Raw genomic sequence first — 19,977 nt, forward strand, 5'->3', positions numbered from 1 at the left:
CTTGTCCTCCCTGTCTCCCTTGTCCCCACATCCTAGTGCTTGGGCGGACGCGGGAGCTGCTGGGGGCGAATTGGTCCCAAAATTTGATTGAGTTGGCGCAATTGTTCTGCCGTTCCCATACAAATCAATAAATCGCCTGCCATTAATGTGGTGTCTGCCGTAGGACCACCAATTAGAGAGCCATCTACGCGGCGAATTGCTAAAATTAGCGCTCCAGTTTGCGATCGCAGTTTTGCTTCTCGCAAAGTTTGACCGATGCAGGGACACACTGCCGGATCGAGACGAAATTCCTCCATGTACAGTTCGCGGTCTGCTCCCGTGAGGATACCATCGACGAAATCTAATACTTGGGGTCTTAATGCCGCTGCTGCCATACGTTTACCTCCCGTGATATAGGGGGATACAACTGCATCAGCTCCTGCCCTTTGTAGCTTTTGTAAAGCCTCTCTCGTACTTGCTCTAGCGATCGCTCGAATTTGCGGATTGAGGGTTTTGGCTGACAGGACCGTATAGAGGTTTTCGGCATCAGAAGGCAGTGCCGCAACTAGACAAATCGCTCGATCGACTCGCAGTTGCAGCAGAGTATCGTCTAACGTCGCATCACCCTGGATTGCTACGTAACCGAGCTGCCGTGCTTTTTCTACCGAAGCATCATCCAAGTCAACCGTGACAAAATTAGCCCCTTCAGCTTGAAATTCCAGGGCAATTTGCTGGCCCGTGCGCCCAAATCCACATAAGATGTAGTGTCCAGAGAGCGATTCCATTAACCGCCGCTGTTGCCTCAGTCGAATTCCTTCTTGAAAGTACCCTTGAATTACAGCTTCTGTAAAGCGATTGACGATATAACCGATCGTAATCACTCCCATTAAAATTAGACCGATGGTAAATAATCGTCCGCGATTGCCCAACGGTCGAGTTTCACCATAACCGACGGTGGCTAGGGTAATTACCGTCATGTAAGCCGCATCTTCCCACGACCAACCTTCTACTAGGCGATACCACAGAGTTCCCAATAACAAGACACCTACAAGCGCGATCGCCCCCGCTAGTAACTCTTTTTGAATTCGACGATATGTTTTCTCTGGGGTTGAGTACAAGAGAGAGATTGGGTTTAGAGGTTATGGGCTAGGGAAAGGAAGTGAAGGGAGAAAATAGCTGCTCCCGACTTCAGGCTCACGCATGACAAATGACGAATGACAAATCTGAGCTAGTTTAGATTATGTGCGATCTGAGTCGGATGCGACGGAAAGTTTTAGGCATTGCTGCTAAATTGACAGCAGAAAGTTAAAAAATAAATTTTTGATTGAGGAGTAAATAGTGACTATAGATACTCTTATTTCTAGCCATAACTTGTCAGTATCAGCTGCCACTGCGGTAAAATCCTTCGACTCAGACAGCTTCAAAGAGTCAGTCATGGACACATATGCCCGTTTCCCCATAGCCTTAGAACGGGGTGCGGGTTGTCGGGTTTGGGATACCACAGGAAAAGAATATCTCGATTTTGTCGCCGGAATTGCCACCTGCACCCTGGGACACGCACACCCAGCGATGGTAGAGACTGTCAGCCGCCAAATTCAGACGCTACACCATGTGTCCAATCTGTTTTACGTCCCCGTGCAAGGGCAACTAGCACAATGGTTGATTCAGCATTCATGTGCCGAGAAAGTCTTTTTCTGCAATTCCGGTGCGGAAGCCAACGAAGCGGCAATTAAACTCGCCCGCAAATACGCCCGTACCGTACAGAAGATCGAGCATCCAGTCATGCTCACGGCTCACGCCAGCTTCCACGGCAGAACGCTAGCGACGATTACCGCTACCGGACAGCCGAAATATCAAAAAAACTTTGCCCCATTAGTCCCAGGGTTTCACTACGTCCCCTACAACGACATTCAAGCGATTGAAGCGGCGATCGCCGAACTGGATGAAGGCGATCGGGCAGTGAGTGCGATTTTGCTCGAACCGCTGCAAGGAGAAGGTGGGGTGCGCCCTGGGGAGGTGGCTTACTTCCAAGCCATCCGCCGGATTTGCGACGAAACGGGGATTTTACTGATTCTCGACGAAGTGCAAGTGGGGATGGGTCGTTCTGGCAAGTTGTGGGGCTACGAGAATTTAGGCATCGAACCGGATATTTTCACTTCTGCCAAAGGTTTAGGAGGTGGGATTCCGATCGGGGCGATGATGTGCAAGCAGCATTACGACGTGTTTGCACCAGGAGATCATGCCAGTACATTTGGCGGCAACCCATTTGCCTGTGCGGTTGGCTTAACAGTGTGCGAAACACTCGTTAAAGAGAATTTATTAGAAAATGTCAGCGCCCGTGGCGAACAGTTAAGAACGGGCTTGCGGGCGCTGGCGGCCAAATATGCCGCGCTCATCACTGACGTGCGCGGTTGGGGTTTAATTAATGGGATGGAGTTAGCTGCCGAAAGCGAAATTACCGCAGCGGATCTAGTTAAAGCGGCGATTGCTGAAGGTTTGTTACTCGTTCCGGCAGGACCAAAAGTGCTTCGCTTCGTGCCACCCTTGATTGTTACCGAAACAGAAGTCAATCTTGCCCTACAAGCATTGGAAACAGCGATCGCAGCAGTGTCAGAATGGGGTAGGGTGCGTTATTAACGCACCCTACAAGAACTCTATGCAGCCAAACCACTATGCCTCAACAAAGGCTCTGTACTCGGCTCTCGACCTCGGAAGGATTTAAACACATCCATTGGATGTTGGCTACCACCCAAAGCCAGCACGGTATTGCGAAATCGTTTCCCAGTCTCAGTCAGTGCTTGGGGATTATCTAATCCAGCTTCTTCAAATGCACCGAAGGCATCAGCACTAAGGACTTCTGCCCATTTGTAGCTGTAGTATCCCGCAGCGTATCCGCCAGCAAAAATATGTCCAAAAGAACACAAAAAGGCATCTTCTGGTAATGGCGGTAATACGGTTGTCGTCTTGGCGATGCGTTGACGTACGTCACTAGCTGTCTCTGCACCACCAGGCTGATAGCGATGGTGCAGTTCCAAATCGACTAAACCGAAGTGCAACTGTCGTAGCATTGCACTGCCACTCATATAATTGCGGGCAGCAATGAGTTTTTGGTAGTAATGCTCTGGCAGAGTCTCGCCAGTTTCGTAATGCTTCGCCATTCCCATTAAGGTTTCTCGATGGTAGCACCAGTTTTCCATAAACTGGCTGGGTAACTCAACTGCATCCCATTCGACGTTATTAATCCCAGCTGCCCCTGCATCGTCTACTTTAGTCAACATGTGTTGCAACCCGTGACCGAACTCATGGAATAAAGTCTCCACTTCGTTGAAAGTCATTAAGCTGGGCTTGCCATCAACTAGGGGGGTTTGGTTGCATACCAAATAAGCTACAGGTTTGCGAGTGGCAACTGTACCCTCGTGAGTTGTCATTTTTGCCCGACCAATACAATCATCCATCCACGCACCACCCCGCTTTTCCGCTGGACGGCTGTAGGGGTCTAGATAAAAATAGGCGATGCCTGCGGCTCGGACTTCGTCCTCCGCTTCTCCTGTTTCGTCGGCAATCTGAAAATATCTCACATCTTCATGCCAAACTGGTGCTTGACCGTCCGCAGCAGTAACAGTCACCCCAAATAGCTTTTTGACTAGAGTAAATAGCCCGTCCAAGACTTGGGGTAAGGGGAAGTAAGGGCGCAGTTCCTCTGCACTAAAAGCAAATTTTTCTTCTCGTTGGCGTTCTGCCCAAAATGCAATATCCCAATGCTGCAAGTTGCTGCCTTCTGGCGCTCCTTTAGACGCAGCAAAAGTTCTCAAGTTTTCTAAATCTTGCTTTGCAGCATCGTAACTAGCGCGTCGCAATTCCTCTGATAAAGCCTCTACTGCATCTACGCTGGGAGCCATTTTACTAGCTAGACTTAATTCTGCGTAGCTATTAAACCCAAGCAAATTGGCTTTTTCGCGTCGTAGTTGTAAGATCTTTTCAATCAAAGGAGTATTATCTAAATCCCCAGAGGAAGCGCGGCTGATAAATGCTCTATATAGTTTTTCTCGCAAATCTCGACGTTTGCCATGCTGCATGAAAGGTAAGTAACTGGGAAAATCCAGCGTCACGCGCCAAGGACCATGTTCCGGTGTTGCCTTTTCTTCCCCTGCAGCACGGGCGGCTTGAGCTGCTAGACTCAACCAACTAGGAGGTAAGCCTTCTACTTCATCTGGTGATGTCAGTGTCAGGCTGAAAGCTTTGGTTGCATCCAAAACGTTGTTAGAAAACTTGGTGGTAAGTTCGGCTAACTCTAATTGAATCGCATTAAAGCGATCGCGTTGCTCTCCTGCTAAACCTACGCCCGATAGCTCGGCATCTCGAATTGCTGCTTCTACAATCCGTTTTTGGGCATTTGTCAGGGTTTTCCAGGTTTGACTTGCTCGTAGCTCCTTAAAAGCTTCGTAGAGCGGCTGACTTTGACTAAATTTATTGTAAAATTCTACAACTTGCGGCTGTACGGTTTCGTAGGCTGTCCGCAGCTCGGGGCTATTTTTTACACCCATCAGATGCCCGACAATACCCCAACTCCAGCGCAAGCGCTCTGACAAACGATCTATGGGTTCTACTAACCCACTCCAGGTTGGTGTAACGTTTGCTTCTAAATTTGCTAGTTCTGATTCTAGTTCCGCCAGCAGTTGCGTCATGGCTGGAACCACATGCTCTGGCTGAATTTGAGCAAATGGTGGTAATCCTTGACCGATCAATAATGGATTGTCAACTGTAGCGATCGCACTCATAAGCGGTTCTACTTTGTATTAGTGTTACCTCCATTATCGTTAACACCTACAACTACCGCCGAGTGTTGAATGCCGTAAGTTGTTGTTGGTTATTGGTTATTAGTCTTTAGCTAAAAATGCCACAAATGACAAATGATGAATGACTCACCTAGACAATTTCTACATTCCTGACTAATAGCAGTTGATCCACGTCTAACATGAATATTGTCAGTGGTGGTTCTGTTGCTGGAATCACGGCTACGTGAGTTGCAAAGCCGAATATATCGGCATTGCGGTAAGATTCCGGCAAAATGCGCACGCAAGACAAGGGTACGTCCATCAAAGTAGGAACTTGAGCAACGGGAATGGCATAAAGTTCTCTTTGTCTGTCTTGGACGAGCATCAAATATCCCCGCTTTGCAGGATCGAGATTGCCGCTAGACTGAAATAATCGTCGCTGGAGATCGACCACCGTGACCTCGCGATCGCTCAAATGAATCAGTCCGACTCCATGTTGCCCGCTACCATAAACTACTGTCTGTGGAAGTACTTTCACAATGCTATTAATGTGCAAGGCTAAGTTAAACTCGCCCATTTGAAACATCACGATTTTGATCGACGTAGCTGCCTCTTGAGCAATCTGTCCTGTAGCTTGAATTTTCGATCTAACTAGAGCGCTTGCCATATCAGTTAACAGGGAGTAGGGAGTAGGGAGTAGGGAAAAACTTAGCTCCCAATCGCGCACAAAGGACCAATCACTATTGGGCAACACCTTCTGCCAGGAGTTCTTTAACGGCTGCTAGGAATTCTTGCTCGATGTACGGTTTAGTGAAGTAGTGTTTAGCGCCTAAATGTTTAGCTAGCTGTTGGTGCTTCTCGCTACTACGGGACGTGAGCATCACTACAGGAATTTTTGAGAGTTGTGGGTCTTGTCTGCGATGACTAAGGAACTCAAAGCCATTCATGTTTGGCATTTCTACATCGGAAATTACGAGTTGAATAATGTGTAGATTTTGTTGCAGTTGGTTGATTGCCTCTCGACCGTCCCTAGCTTGTAAAACGCGATAATCGGCTTTTTGTAGAGTTAGTGCCAGAGTTTGTCGCACGGTGATTGAGTCATCTACTACCAGCACAGTTGGAGTCACAGTTTTAACTGGGGGAGCTGATGGAGTAGAACTACTATCATCTGGCAGTTCAGCAACAGGCAAGCTGGGTAATGCGGAAACGTCACCGACGCGCCGTCCGTCGCCAAAGAAGGATTGCAACAGCCCAGATACGTCAACGACTGGGATCAAACAACCATTACCCAAAATCGTACAGCCATAAATATATATTGGTGGCGCGATCGCGGGACTGAAAGGTTTAATGACGAGTTCTTGCTCTGTGACCAAGCGATCGACTTCAATGGCAATCAGCTGATCGTCTTGCTCCAACAGCAAAATGGGCGCTGCCCAGTCATCAGGGGTAGGCACAGTTGCCAAACTTTGATTTTGTTGAGTTTCCGGTAACGGGCAAGAATATTGAAGCAGTTGGGATAGGTGATAGGCAGGGACAATATGACCTTGCCAATGCAAGAATCTCTTGCCGCTACTGACTCTCACCTGATCGGGTTGTGGAATTAAAATTTCAGCAATACTGTCAGAAGGTAACGCCAGAGCAGTGGAACCAACAAAGCAAACGAGTAGTTTGGCGATCGATAATGTCAGTGGAATGCGTAAGGTAAAAGCAGTGCCGCGCCCTGGTTCAGAGTTAAGCGTCACGCTACCTTTAAGCGATCGCAATTGGTCGCGCACCACATCCAGTCCTACACCCCGACCGGACAGCTGGCTGACTTGACTTGCTGTAGAAAATCCTGGTTCAAATAGCAATTCTAACAACCGCGATGGCTCGGCAACGGCTGCTTGTTCTGGAGTTAATAACCCCATGTCTATTCCTTTTGCTCGAATCCGGTCTAGGTTAACACCCCGCCCATCGTCTCGCACTTCAATCATCGTCTGGCTACCTTGGTGATAGGCGCGAATTTCAATCGTCCCTTGCTCTGGTTTGCCCCGTTGTTGTCGATCTTCTGGCATTTCAATCCCGTGATCGAAAGCGTTGCGAACTAGGTGTACTAACGGATCGTTGAGTTTTTCTAGCACGGCTCGGTCTACTAAAACCCCTGTTCCGTTTAACTTGAGTTCTACTGGTTTGTTGTACGAATTAGACAAGTCGCGCAACATGCGTGGGAAACGGTTGAGAACTTCACTCAAAGGCAACATCCTTGCCCACATCAAGTCATCCCGCAAATGACCCAGCATTTGGCGTTGTCTTTCTAGCGTTTGACTAGATTGTCCTGCCAGTAACACCACGTCACCCACAGTTTCTTCTAATTGCATGATTTCTTCTAGAGTGGTTTGTACCAGGGAGTGTAACTCGCCATAGTTATCCATCTCCAAAGAATCAAAGCTCGTTTGACCGATCGCGGCAAATCCTGTAGGTGCAATCGATACGACATTTCCAGTTTGAGATTTTCCGGCTGTACTACTGGTTAACGATTTATAGCTTTGAGGAGCTACTAACATTTGATCGGCAAAATCTCGCAAGTTATGAGCAATTTGTCTAAATTTAGCAAAACGACGCAGTAAAGCAACGATAATTGCTTGCATTTGATCGTTTTGCAGTGCCAGACTGTTGCGGTTAATTGCCAATTCACCAACTAAGTTGTTCATCCGTTCCAGTCGCTCTAGGTCAACGCGCACTGAAAGCTGAGATAGTTGAGGAGTAGCCTTATTACCAGCTTTGCTTATTTCTGGGGCAGCACGCCAAGCACCAGAAATTTTAAGCGGAGCTGGATTGCTAGGAGCGATCGCGGTAGTCTTTTCTGTAACTGTCGGTAACTTGGGTGGGGCTGGTACTATGGGAGCCGATCGCCTGGTCGGTAGAGCAAGATCCTCTAGTGGTGGTAGATTGCCAAATATCTGCTCGATAGATTGAATTGTGTCTGATGAACTGTTCTGAGCGACGCGATCGGTAGCTTTTTGCTCAAAAGCAGCAACGACAGCAGGCGCAGCTGGCACTTCTGCCAATTTCAAGTCACCAAAAATATCATCTAGCGATGGAATCGAAGAGCTATCTGCTGGAGGTGCAGTGTTTGGCGATGCATCTGCGATCGCGCTGTCTTGACCGATGCTACCGAAAATATCGTCCAGACTGGGAAGCGCTGTAGTTTCGGGCGTAGTAGCAGCGGTAGCGAGCGGTGTTGCGGGGACATCAGTTTCTACTAAAGTACCAAATACATTCTCTAAAGATGTTTGTGCAGTTGGAACTGCCGCCAAATCCCCAATTGCATCTAATGCGCCAAATATATCTTCAACCGTTGAGTCGGGAATTGCTGGCAATGGCATCGATGCCAAATCTATCTCTGCCAAAGCGCCAAAAACATCGTCTACTGGCATGTTGAAAACGGCTGGGGCGGCTGCCTCTACTAGTGCTGCTAAAGCTGGGGATAGATTGCCACCAGATGTGCGATCGCCTGCCATGACTGCTTGTCTACCTGCCTCAAAGTCAGCTAGGGCGAGTTGAGCGATCTGTAAAGCTTGCTCTGGATGAGCTTCGCTCGCGGCGATTGCGGTAGAGGCGATCGCGCCGAATCCTGGCAGGTTTAACAACTCGGCAATACCTGCAAATACTTCTGCTTGCGCTCGTAATTCGCCCGCAATTTCTTTACCTGTAGGATCGGTGACGATCTCCGAGAGCCGTTCGATTCCCTGAGCAACATCCACCTCAAAAATCGAGAGTGCAATATCTACCCCTAGATCGACAGAGCTAGGTAACTCCGCCGCTCCTTTCAAGAAATTTCCTATACTAGATTCGATCCGAGCAAACACTGGCTCTGCTGTTGCCATTGCCTGCTCGTTGTTGCACTGACCGTTTTCAATCTGCTCGATTAACGGTAGACGCAGACAGTCATAAGCTTCTAGTAACAAGCCTTCTACTTCGGCATTAATATCTAATTCTGGGTTGTGCAGCCCTTTAAAAATATCTTCTAGGCTATGAGCTAAGGTTTTAATCGTGTCTAGACCAACACTCGCCGCCCCTCCCTTAATTGAGTGAGCAGCCCGCATCATGTTATGGACTTTGGCAGTGCTGCGTTCCGTCCTGAGCGTCAGCAATTCCTCTTCAATGAGCTGCAATAGCTCTGGGGCTTCTTGAATGAAGAATTGATAAGCCTGGTCGCGAATATCAGAGTCGATCGCCATACTGAATAGGGAGTAGGGAGTAGGGAGCAGGGGAAGATAAGTAGCTAGTGGCTAGTAACTAGCCACTAGCTACCGATCTCTAACTAACTTTGAACTGACTGACACTAGCTTGTAGTTCTTGTGCTAGTGCTGAGAGTTCTCTAAAGGAGTTGGAAACTACGGTGGCTTCGTTGGAAGTGCGGTCGGCGATCGCCACTACATCTGTCATTGTGGTCGTCACGACTTCAGATGTTTGGGACTGCAACACCGCAGCAGAAGCGATCGCCGCTACGAGTTCGCCGATCTGTTGACTCGCTGTGGCAATTTGGTTCAAGCTTTGACGAGTTTCATCGACTAACTTTGTTCCAGAAACAACTTGTTCTGTGCCAGCTTCCATTGCTGCTACCACTTCGTTTGTCTCTGCCTGAATGTTGGCAATCAAACTTTCAATTTCTGCGGTTGCTTCTGCCGATTGCCGTGCCAAGACGCGCACTTCATCAGCTAGTACGGCAAATCCTCTTCCTTCTTCTCCGGCGCGGGCAGCTTCAATTGAAGCTTTTAATGCTAATAAGTTAGTTTGAGCGGCAAATCTACCGATCAAGTTCATGACTTTGGAAATCTTTTGAGAGGATTCACCCAACTACTTCACTTTTTTCGAGGTTGTTGTCACCGTGTCTCGAATTGCCATCATCCCTTCAACTGTACGGTTCATCGTCGTACCTCCCACTGCCACTGTTTCGGTTGCTTGTTGCACGACTGCTTCTGCTTGGGAAGCACTTGCTGCTACAGCACGAATTGAGTCGGACATCTGTTGAATTCGCTCTAGTGCCGCAGTAATGACCTCGGTTTGCCGCAGCGCTTCTTGAGACAGTTCGCCCACAGATCGTTCGCTGCTAGTAGTCGTGCTGGCTACTTGTCGAGCGGCAGTTTGTACTTGCGTCACGATTTTTCGCAAGCTGTTGATTGTGGCATTGTAAGAGTCGGCGATCGTCCCGATTTCATCTTCGGTGACGTTAGCGCGTACTGTTAAGTCGCCGCGACTAACTGGATCGACTTGCATCAACAGTTCTAAAGCACGTTGCTGCATGAACTCTCTAGCGTTCTTTTGCTGCTCTAACAGAGATGCGCGATCGAGAGCGTAGCCAATTTGCGTTGCTAATTGCCGGAAAAAGTCCATCTCTTGCTGCTGCCAAACACGCGCACCAGAACATTGATGAGCAATTAATAAACCAAATAACCAATCGCCCTGCACGACTGGCGCGACCAAATTTGCTTTGACGCTAAATTGTTCGAGTTGTTTGCGATAACAAGCAGTCACTCTCGGTTCCTGATATATATCGCTAATGCTCGTGACTTGTCCCATTTTGTAGCGTTCTACTTGACCTTTTCTCAAGCAGGGATCTTCAATCTCAGCTCCCATTGCTACTGGAAAGTCATTAGCTACCGATTCAGCTATAATCGTCCCCTTCCAGTTAGTCGGGTCTAAACCGTAAATCACTACTCGGTCTGTGGCGATCGCTTGCCGGATATTATCAGTAGCAACGTTCAGTACATCTTGTAGGTTGTTGATTTGAGCAATTTTGAGTGTGATATCTTTTAGTAGCTCGCCGCGCTTGGCTTCATCTTGTTGTTTTTGTAGTAAATCGATCCGGTGCAAAGACGATCCTAATTGCAAGCTTAAGCGCTCTATAAAATTGATTTCTGCTTGCTCCCAAAGATGCGATTTCGAGCAATATTGAGCAAATACTAAACCAAAAAGCTCGTCGTTTTTAATAATTGGTGCAACTAAATTTGCTTTAATTTTCAATCTTTCAAGTAATTGAATGTGGCAATCAGTGAAGCCTGCTCGATAAATATCGTCGATCGCCCTCACCCGACCTTTCTTGTATTCTTCAGCTTTTTTTGCCTGCATACAAGTATCGGCGATCGTCGTGTTAAGGCAGGACGGTAAGCCAGGTATGGCTGCCTCGGCAACAACTATTCCACTCCAATCAGGGTGGAAGCGATAGACTACTACTCGTTCTACTTGTAATGCATCGCGGGTAGCTTTGACTGTATGAGCTAACACGTCTTCAACTGTTTGAAAATCTCGTGTTTTCGCTGCCAAATCGCCAAAAAATTGAGCGTACTTTGCTTCTTGGCGACGAGCTTCCAGATTGGCTTCAATATTAGCCGCCATCTGATTCAATTCTTGAGAGAGAATGCCAATTTCATCATGGCGATCGCTGACTTCTTCCAGTCTCGTGCCAGTCTCTCCAATCCCAATCTGTTGTGCGAAACTTGCTAAACGTTTGAGCGGTCGAGAAAAAGATCCTGCTACTGGAATTGCACCTAAACCGATTAACAGCAACATTCCCCCAGAAACACCGTAGGCGAAAAGTTGCTGTTCGCGAATGTGAGCTTCTACTTCATCTAAAGGTGTATCGATAGAAGCCATTCCTATAGGCTTTGCTTTGTCTGGATTCAAGATTTTTTGATGGTCGTACAGAGGACTGTAGATCGTCAAGTAACTTTGTCCTGCAATATCCGTCTGACCGCTAAACTCTTGCCCCTGATTCAAGACTGTTTCTGCTACTTCTCTTGCAGCTCGCGTACCGATCGCCCTAGATGTGCCATCCGTATCGGGAACAGTAGTTGTCACCGACCAGTCTTGAGCAAAAATTGTCGATAAGGGAACTTTTTCAAAGTCTTTAAAACTATCTACTTGCCCTGGAGCTTGGTTGATTACAGAACCGACGATGACAGCACCGACAACCTTTTTATTCGCTAATATTGGCTGCACTACCATCCCTAGTAATCCCATTTTCCCCGCATCAATGTTGTAAATTCCATTGAGAGAGGGTTGTTTGCTTAGTGGTAAACCTGCTTTCGGTTGGGGACGAATACCAATATTCGCCTGCTTATCTTGCCCTAAGCGTTTAAGGACGTTACTATTAATAAGTTCTAGACCGCTTAAAACTTTTCCTGTTTGCAAAGCGTGTTGGACGATCGGTACATCCCCTAAATTGATACCAATTGGAAGAGAGACTCGGCGGTAGGGGGGATTGAGTTCTACTTTATCTACGGCTAAGTTTAAATATTCTTCTGATAAGGTGCGAATACTTTGGGCTACTGTTTTTCCGTCAGCATCTACAATGACGCGGATGTTTTTTTCTACAGAACCACTACCATCTGTGACACTAAATTTGCCCAGAAAAGTATTGAGAAACTGGCGCTGAGCTGCTATCTGCTGGCGATCGCGTAGGTTAATCTTCATTGCTTGTACGACTTCGGCGATCGTATTCGCTTCTGTAGCTGATTCCGTAACAACCCACGTGGCATAGTTAGATAAGAAACTAGCTTGAGCTTTTTGTAAAAATGTTTGAGCGTTCTGTATTTCTCTTTGTCGTGTCACAGCAGCATTCCTTTGCGTTACCACGACTATAGGCAGTGCCGCACTCAACATTAGCAATAGAGTTAGCTTGGTGCGAAAGCTAAAATTATTCCACGGTTGACCGCGACGCTGTTTGCCAACAGCAGATTTATGTGGCGATCGCGGTGGCTGCGAGGATGTTTTGACCTCAGAGTTTGAGACTTGGGGAGTTTGTTTGAGGCGAGAATTTAGCATAGCTGATACATCTTCGAGGGAGTAGGGAGTAGGGAGTAGGGAGTAGGGGAATGGAGAGCTACAAGAAGTCTGTCTAACAGCAGGGGTGAGTGGAAAATCTCTTACCACTCACCACTCACCACTCACCACTCACCACTCACCACTAACTAACTTTGAACTGACTGGCGCTAGTTTGTAGTTCTTGCGCCAGTGTTGAGAGTTCCTTAAATGCCGCAGATACTACAGTTGCTTCGTTGGAAGTGCGGTCGGCGATCGCGGCTACATCTGTCATTGTTGCCGTCACGACTTGCGATGTCTGAGATTGCAATACCGCAGCAGAAGCGATCGCCGCTACGAGTTCGCCGATCTGTTGGCTCACTTCTGTAATTTTGAGCAGATTTTGCCGCGTTTCATGCACGAGTACAGTACCCGTCACCACCTGCTCTGTACCAGCTTCCATTGCTGCTACAACTTCGTTTGTCTCTGTCTGAATATCCTTCACCAAGCTTTCAATTTCTGCTGTCGCTTCTGCCGATTGCCGTGCTAGGGTTCGTACTTCGTCAGCTACCACCGCAAATCCTCGTCCTTGTTCTCCCGCGTGAGCCGCCTCAATGGAAGCGTTAAGTGCTAGTAGGTTAGTTTGATCGGCAAATGTACCGATCAGGTTCACGACTTTAGAAATCTTTTGAGACGATTCACCCAATCGCTTCACTTTTTTCGAGGTTTCTGCGACTGTTTGTCGAATTGCCATCATCCCGTCCACAGTCCGGTTCATGGCTGTATCGCCTTCTGCTACTGTTTGAGTTGCTTGCTGCACTGCTGCTTCCGCTTGGGAGGCACTATTGGCTACAGCAAGAATTGAATCTGACATTTGCTGAATCCGCTCCAAAGCTGCAGTCACTGCTTCAGTTTGCCGTAATGCTTCTTGAGATAGTTCGCCGACAGATCGTTCGTTACTCGTCGTTGTATGAGCTACCTGTTTGGCAGTAGTTTGTACTTGGGTCACAATTTTCCGCAAGCTGTTAATTGTAGCGTTGTAGGAGTCGGCGATCGTCCCGATTTCGTCTTCGGTGACGTTGACACGTACTGTCAGGTCGCCTCGACTGACTGGATCGACTTCCATCAGCAGTTCTAAAGCGCGGCGCTGCAAGAATTCTCTAGCATTCTTTTGTTGTTCCAACAAAGAGGCGCGATCGAGGGCGAGTCCTACTTGGGTAGCGACCTGGGAGAACATGGCAATTTCTTCTTGCTGCCATTTGCGGGGAGCATCGCACTGGTGAGCGATCAATAGACCCAAAAGTTCGCCACTACGAATCACGGGAGCAACTAAGTTTGCTTTGACTGCAAACTGTTGTAACTGAGCAATATGACAATCAGTTAATCCTGCATCATATATATTTTCTGTTGCTTGTACCCGCCCTTGACGATAGCGTTCTACATAGCCTTTGGTAAAACAGGGATCGTCAATATCTGCTCCTAAAGCTTTGGGGAAACCCTCGCCTACGGATTCAGCAATCACTCTGCCTTTCCACTGCTCGTTAAAACTATAGATGATGACGCGATCGCTATTCAGTGCTTGGCGCAGTTCTTGCACCGCAGTTTCCATAATTTCCTGCACGCCCAGTCCTTGAGTCAGCTTAATGGTGATATCTTTCACCATTGATGCTCGCTCTGCCGCAGCTTGCTTTTGTTCTAGGAATGATAAGCGATTTAAGATAATCCCTAACTGAGATGCTAGCTGCTTGAGGAAGTTAATTTCTTCTTGCTGCCATGTGTGGGTTTGTTCGCAGTGATGGGCAATTAATAAGCCAAATAACTGGTCATTTTTCAAGATTGGTGTAACTAAGTTAGCTTTAATTTACAATCGTTCCATTAAACGCAGGTGTTCTGGATGGAAACCCGCTGCCATGACGTTACTAGTAGGAACGACGCGACCGCGCCTATATTCTTCCAGCAGTTGTTCGCCAATACAAGCATCGTCAACATTGTTATCGAGGGCGCGCGGCAAACCAGGTAACACTGATTCCGCTGCAATATAGCCACTCCAGTTGGGATGAAAGCGATCAACGACAACTCGATCTGCTTGTAAAAGTTCTCTGGCTCCTTGCACTGCTTGGCTGAAGACAGTTTCTAAATCTTCCGAACCACCATCGCGGGCAGAGGCAATTTCTGAGAGGAAATTAGCTTGTTGAGTTTGGGCAGCTTGGCTGTGTAAGAGATCTTGTAACTGGTTTGCCATTTGGTTGATGTTAGTTCCCAGTACCGCTAGTTCGTCTTCTCCCTCTACAGCAACGCGGGTGTTCAACTCTCCCTGACCCAATTTTTCTACTGCATCTGCTGCTTCTAAAATGGGACGAGTGGCGCGGTTAACTAAGTAAGCAGCGATCGCGCTGACTAAAAATGCCGCGATCGCCATACCAACACCGAAGTTTAATAATAGTCCTCGTTGGGCAGCAAATGCTGTAGCTGAATCTCTAGCAATTACAGTACTCCAGCCTAAATCTGCTATTTCCTCTACTTTTGGAAAAGGAGCATACGTCAAGATGTGTTCTTCTTGATGATTGGTATGAGTATCACTTGTCGCTCCACTCACGCGCGTTGCTTGCATTTGCTGCAATTTAGGAAAAATCGATTTAGCCTCTTTGCCTAAATTAGTGCCATCTTGAGAAGCCAAAACTTTTCCGTTCGCATCGATCGCGAGAAATTCTTGTTCGCTCGCACCATATTTTTCTAGCAACTTGCTCACTGCTTCGACTGGAATTTGAGCGCGAACCACACCAATAATTTGGTTAGTTAGAGAATCTCTGACTGGTGCGGCGATCCGAAGACTTAATTTGCCTGTTGATTGAGTGACTGCTGGTTGACTAATGAAAGGACGACCAGTTTTCAGCGCTTGCTGAAAATATTCTGCATCCTTGTGATTGGCAATTGGTTTGCCTTTAGATTGCACGACGGTGTCGCCATTGAGATCGAACATAGCAATGCTGCTATATACCCCGTAGGCATTGATATATCGATCGATCTAGTAAGCTCTGCTTTTCCTGTGGCGTTGTGACTGCTACTACTTTAGGATTGGCTAGGATTGGTAAATTCGCTAGTACTTGAATATCGCCATACCGCTCAACCATGAAATTTGATAGCTCTTTACTCAGAGCTTCGTTTTGCAATAGCTGACTTTCCGTAACATCTTTATATAGTTGTTGATTGGTCAAGAAATAATCAGTTACCCCAATTACCACTACAGGAATCGTACTCAGGGCAACTGCTCTAGCTGTGGCTTTGACCCTTAAACTAAGTCCTTGTTTGCGAGGTTGGTTCGGTTGCTGGCTCGGTTGTGGTTCGCTATTGTTTTGATTAAAGTTTGGCTGTTTTTCAATGTCAGATATTGGCCGATCGTTAAATGCCGTATCGTCATGAAAAGGCTCGTTGTAGTTACCCTTATGAGTATTTTTAGCTGAGTTTGGTTGGGAAGGAGAATTCATAGTTTAAGTCGTTAACTTAGAAATCAGGGGTGAGACGGAAACTTTCACCTGCAAGTTTGGTAATGATGCCAGATGAAATTAGCTCAAGCATTTCAACTAGCCTCGGTTTTTGACTGAGGCATTCCAGCGATGATGGAGTCGCCATCTAACACCACCAAGATTTCGCCATTCGGCTTGGGAAAATAACCACGCAAATACGGCACTAACTCAGGGGTGACAGCAGACGCGGGAGGGGATTGAATGTTATCAGGGTTGCACCATTCCATGTCTTCCACCTGATTCACTAATAATCCCAGCACTTTTTTACCTGTTTTGCGATCGCTTTGTCTTTCAGCAACCTGCTGAGTGCTGTGAATCACCACTGCTGTGTAACTAGAGCGACTAGTTCCTTGTTGGTATAGGGGAGCCTGTCCGATCTTGTGACCGAGATCGACAATCCACAGAATCTCGCCTCGCCAGTTATAAACACCCATGACCCAAGCAGGTAAATGGGGAATAGGTACGATTTGAGCAGTGGGTACGGTCAGTACTTCTGCGATTTGGGCTAGTGGCAATATGGCAGTCGTATCTGGTGGCAAATGCAGAAGAAGCTGCTGTTTTGAGCCAGCAGCTTCTTCTGCATTTGGATTTCCTGCTACTACACCCCTGGTTGTAAATTCCGATATCATGACCGCTCTCCTAGCAGTTCTTGGCTAGCAAATTTGCCAAGCAATCGTTACATTAATTTCAATCATTTCAACAGTTGCTTGACAGTTTGCAGTAGTTTTTCTTGATCGATAGGTTTGGTAATATAAGCATCTGCACCTTGTTTCATGCCCCAGAATTTGTCCATTTCGCTACCTTTTGTGGAACACATGACAACAGGAATCATGCTCGTTCCTGCCTCTGATTTGAGATCGCGACAAAGTTCAAAACCGCTCCGACCTGGTAGCACGACATCCAAAATAATTACGTCTGGTTTTTGACTGCTAATTTTAACTAAAGCTTCTTCTCCGCTAGTTGCTGTTTGAACGCTTAAACCACCGCGTTGTAAGCAACTAGTGATGACTTGCATTTCTGTCATTGAGTCATCGACGACTAAAACTGTACTCATGGCTTCAACCTCTAGAACAAATGAAAATAAACTAGTATTTAGATCGATTACAAGCGAATCGGATTTAAGGCAGTGCAAACGAGAACAGCTACATCATAATGAGTCATTTTAAAGATCTTCTACTAAAGAATTACTGTTAAGATGTTTAGACGTTACCGACAACACTGTTTCTGCATCTACTGGCTTACTCAGAAAATCTGAAGCCCCGACAATTTTGGCACGAACTCGGTCGATAATGCCATCATTACCAGTGAGGATAATAATGGGAGTGATACGGAAAGCAGAAACTTTACGTAACTGACTGCAAATCTCATATCCATTGGTATTTGGCATGACTAAATCTAAAAAAATTAAGTCTGGTTTGCGGCTCAACAAACCAGCGATCGCGCGCAGAGAATCTTGGACGGCAAAAAATCTGTAGCCGTTTGCTGTCAAAATTTGGGCGTTGCTGAATAGAGATATGAACTATTGAGGAACTGGAACATTCCAGAATTTGAGATAGTGCAGTAACAATCGAATTGAATATTTCAGCATTTCTTCTGATTTGGAGTAGCACAGTGTCTTTCGATGCAGCCGAGCCAGATAGTGCCTCAGTCTTGTATTTTCGGACTCAACTCTGGTCATATAAGTCTTACTGACAATTTGATCGCCGTCTGGAATAAAACCTGGATAAACACTCCAACCATCCGTAACATAAAAGTAGCACCGCCATTGGGCAACGATCGCCCATAGCGGGGCAAAGGTTTCAGCACTATGGTCGCCCAACGCCCAACCTAAAATCCCTGAAGTGAAGTGATCTACTGCTGTCCACAGCCAGATTTTGTTTTTTTTGCACCGACGAAGGTTTCTAGTTCATCTAGTTCACCGACTTGGGGGACTGTTTCTGGGGCATCAGCATCAGGCAGATTGTTACCTACTTGCTTGAGCCAGTGAATGATTGTCGTATGATGAACACCTTTAACTCGTTCAATTCCTCGAAAACCGATGCCATTCACATACATTTTCAAGCATTCCCGTTTGACTTCATCGCTGTAACCTCTGCATGTTTCATAGTGTTCAATGAATTGTCGCCCACAATCAACACAAATGTGGTTCTGTTTACCTCGCTTGATGCCATTCTTCCGAATATGAGTTGATTGGCACTCTGGACATTGCATCGCAACTTACCTCAATTCATACCTCTATTATGCAATGCCAAAATTTGTTCCATGCTTTGACAGACTAATGGGCTATCATCTATGCAAGCAATGAGCGGTCCTTTACCAGAAGGTGTGGATGGCGGTGTGGCTGGCGCTGCTGGAGCGACTGGCGGTGCTAAATCTGGAATATCAATCAGTTCGACTAAACCTGCTTGAATGTAAGGTAGCAAAGAACAAACGACATCCTTAACATCCCGATTCATAACTACTGCTAGATCTCGCAATGTCCGCTGTCCGTCTAGCAATTTAGTTAGATTTTGATAAACAGCAGGCGATACTTGTTCCTGAAGCTGTTCTGGTTGGTTAATAACTGCGGCTTTATTTGGCGAGCGATCGGCAACTTTTGCTTTTTGCCAGAGCTGCCAAACTTGTTGTACTTCTGATAATAATTGCCCTGGATCGAGTAGTGCTAATTGTGGTAATGCAATGTTATCTGTCTTGCTCTGATATGTTACGTGCATGGCTTGAGTGATATCAAACATGACTTCAGAGACAATCGCCGCGATCGTTTTTCCTGCTTGTTCTCTGGTAATTTGCTGTTTCTCTATTCCTGCATTGAGTAAGTGGCATTCCCAGCAATTATCTGAGCTATTTGAAGCGTTAGAGAGAACGGCAGATAGTTTTAACTGTTGAATATCAACTTGCGGACAATGCAATTTTAAAGCTCTATACCAACGTCTAACGGTATGATTTCCCCCAGAAGCATATAAAATTCTGCCCAGAAACAAATAAACGATCCACTCTTGTCCTACAGGGCTTTTCAGTAATAATTGTCCGCTGAACCTCTCTTGTTTTAAAGTATTAAGATGACTGACAAAATCATGGCTTGCTATCGGTTCCGTCATCATAAGGTAATTTATTTACTTACAAAAAGTTTGGCGTTCATTGACAATCCCAAAATATAGATAGAAAACAGTAGCTTTTTCAAAATATAGTTATAATGTGAAATAAATTTTAGGTTTGAGAGAAAACTATATGAATGAGTTAACTCTATAATGACTTCAACATTCTGTTCAGCTCAAATCTTCAAGAAAAAAAGAAATACAAGCGATAATAAAGCTAATTAAACTCCCGTCATAATGTAGCCTCGATCATGACATTAGCTCAAAGTAGCAAGTAACCGTATGAATACTGAATTTATCGAGCCAAAATAGCATTACGTACGTGTTCTCAATGGCGTTTTAGCTGCATAAAAGGAATTTATCTACTAATAGAAGCTCACAAAGAGAAGTTTTTGTAGTTAGCTTATCAAGCTCGTACTAGTCTCGGTTAAAGTTGCAAGTTAGCGATCGCGTCTCAAACTGCGGCTCAAGCATGAAGGAGCAGCAACAGAGTTGCGCTCGAACAACTATTCAGGTAGGGTGTGAGTAGAGCTAGGAGGAAAGCGATCTTGTGGGGACGATCGCATGACAGCAGAAGCTTGAGAAACAGCATGAGTGAGGGTTCGACGCTATTTAGCCGCGCCCGGAAGTCTGGAGCGTCAAATTAAACATTTCCTATCGTGCTATTTACAAGGTTAGAAAGTTTACAAACTTAGTTTTGGTTCAACAAGTTCTTTACTAAGTTTTTATATACCATAAAGTATATTTACTGTGTCTTTACACTATATAAGCAATCTGCATACTACTATTGTTACGCAGATGGTTAATTTATACTTGTTTATA

Annotated in this window: 8 protein-coding genes and 4 pseudogenes; 1 reads left to right on the forward strand and 11 read right to left on the reverse strand. The window is 46.2% G+C overall.

From position 1 onward, the window contains the following. Positions 1 to 32 precede the first annotated feature (32 nt). Entirely contained in the window at positions 33 to 1,097 is a 1,065-nt protein-coding gene (locus tag N4J56_RS01205; protein WP_317104768.1) for a potassium channel protein, read from the reverse strand. A 220-nt stretch (positions 1,098 to 1,317) separates the two neighbouring features. Here N4J56_RS01205 and N4J56_RS01210 point away from each other — a divergent pair, with 220 nt between their 5' ends. After that, on the forward strand, positions 1,318 to 2,616 hold the full coding sequence (locus tag N4J56_RS01210) for an aspartate aminotransferase family protein (protein WP_317104769.1): 1,299 nt from the start codon (positions 1,318 to 1,320) through the stop codon (positions 2,614 to 2,616). A 17-nt stretch (positions 2,617 to 2,633) separates the two neighbouring features. Here the strand turns inward: N4J56_RS01210 and N4J56_RS01215 are convergent, their stop codons facing one another. The 10 genes and pseudogenes from N4J56_RS01215 to N4J56_RS01275 form a co-directional block, all read right to left on the reverse strand. Then, positions 2,634 to 4,757, reverse strand: a complete 2,124-nt coding sequence (locus N4J56_RS01215; protein ID WP_317104770.1) for a M3 family metallopeptidase — start codon at positions 4,755 to 4,757, stop codon at positions 2,634 to 2,636. A 148-nt stretch (positions 4,758 to 4,905) separates the two neighbouring features. Then, positions 4,906 to 5,421 carry a chemotaxis protein CheW gene (locus N4J56_RS01220; RefSeq protein WP_317104771.1) on the reverse strand — a complete coding sequence of 172 codons (516 nt, stop codon included), beginning with the start codon at positions 5,419 to 5,421 and terminating at the stop codon, positions 4,906 to 4,908. A gap of 73 nt (positions 5,422 to 5,494) precedes the next feature. Beyond that, positions 5,495 to 8,974, reverse strand: a complete 3,480-nt coding sequence (locus N4J56_RS01225) for a hybrid sensor histidine kinase/response regulator (protein ID WP_317104772.1) — start codon at positions 8,972 to 8,974, stop codon at positions 5,495 to 5,497. A 79-nt stretch (positions 8,975 to 9,053) separates the two neighbouring features. Continuing rightward, positions 9,054 to 12,560: pseudogene (locus N4J56_RS01235) on the reverse strand (methyl-accepting chemotaxis protein). A gap of 142 nt (positions 12,561 to 12,702) precedes the next feature. Then, positions 12,703 to 16,021, reverse strand: a pseudogene (locus tag N4J56_RS40715) (methyl-accepting chemotaxis protein). A gap of 92 nt (positions 16,022 to 16,113) precedes the next feature. After that, entirely contained in the window at positions 16,114 to 16,689 is a 576-nt protein-coding gene (locus N4J56_RS01255) for a chemotaxis protein CheW (protein WP_317104778.1), read from the reverse strand. Positions 16,690 to 16,751: 62 nt separating this feature from the next. Then, positions 16,752 to 17,114: a response regulator transcription factor gene (locus N4J56_RS01260; RefSeq protein WP_015152324.1), complete on the reverse strand. Its 363-nt coding sequence runs from the start codon at positions 17,112 to 17,114 to the stop codon at positions 16,752 to 16,754. Positions 17,115 to 17,222: 108 nt separating this feature from the next. Next, positions 17,223 to 17,555: pseudogene (locus N4J56_RS01265) on the reverse strand (response regulator); the annotation flags it as partial. Positions 17,556 to 17,579: 24 nt separating this feature from the next. Beyond that, positions 17,580 to 18,271 (reverse strand): annotated as a pseudogene (locus tag N4J56_RS01270) (IS1 family transposase). Positions 18,272 to 18,282: 11 nt separating this feature from the next. Next, complete coding sequence (locus N4J56_RS01275) at positions 18,283 to 19,161, reverse strand: DUF4388 domain-containing protein (RefSeq protein ID WP_317104781.1); 879 nt, start codon at positions 19,159 to 19,161, stop codon at positions 18,283 to 18,285. Positions 19,162 to 19,977: the final 816 nt, after the last annotated feature.

This window comes from Chroococcidiopsis sp. SAG 2025, from assembly GCF_032860985.1.
GTDB lineage: Bacteria > Cyanobacteriota > Cyanobacteriia > Cyanobacteriales > Chroococcidiopsidaceae > Chroococcidiopsis.

What these genes read in the sequence shown, in the direction of transcription:
- N4J56_RS01225 (WP_317104772.1), bottom strand. Translation starts at nt 8,974, where the DNA reads ATGGCGATCGACTCTGATATTCGCGACCAGGCTTATCAATTCTTCATT.
- N4J56_RS01255 (WP_317104778.1), bottom strand. Translation starts at nt 16,689, where the DNA reads ATGATATCGGAATTTACAACCAGGGGTGTAGTAGCAGGAAATCCAAAT.
- N4J56_RS01260 (WP_015152324.1), bottom strand. Translation starts at nt 17,114, where the DNA reads ATGAGTACAGTTTTAGTCGTCGATGACTCAATGACAGAAATGCAAGTC.
- N4J56_RS01220 (WP_317104771.1), bottom strand. Translation starts at nt 5,421, where the DNA reads ATGGCAAGCGCTCTAGTTAGATCGAAAATTCAAGCTACAGGACAGATT.
- N4J56_RS01215 (WP_317104770.1), bottom strand. Translation starts at nt 4,757, where the DNA reads ATGAGTGCGATCGCTACAGTTGACAATCCATTATTGATCGGTCAAGGA.
- N4J56_RS01275 (WP_317104781.1), bottom strand. Translation starts at nt 19,161, where the DNA reads ATGATGACGGAACCGATAGCAAGCCATGATTTTGTCAGTCATCTTAAT.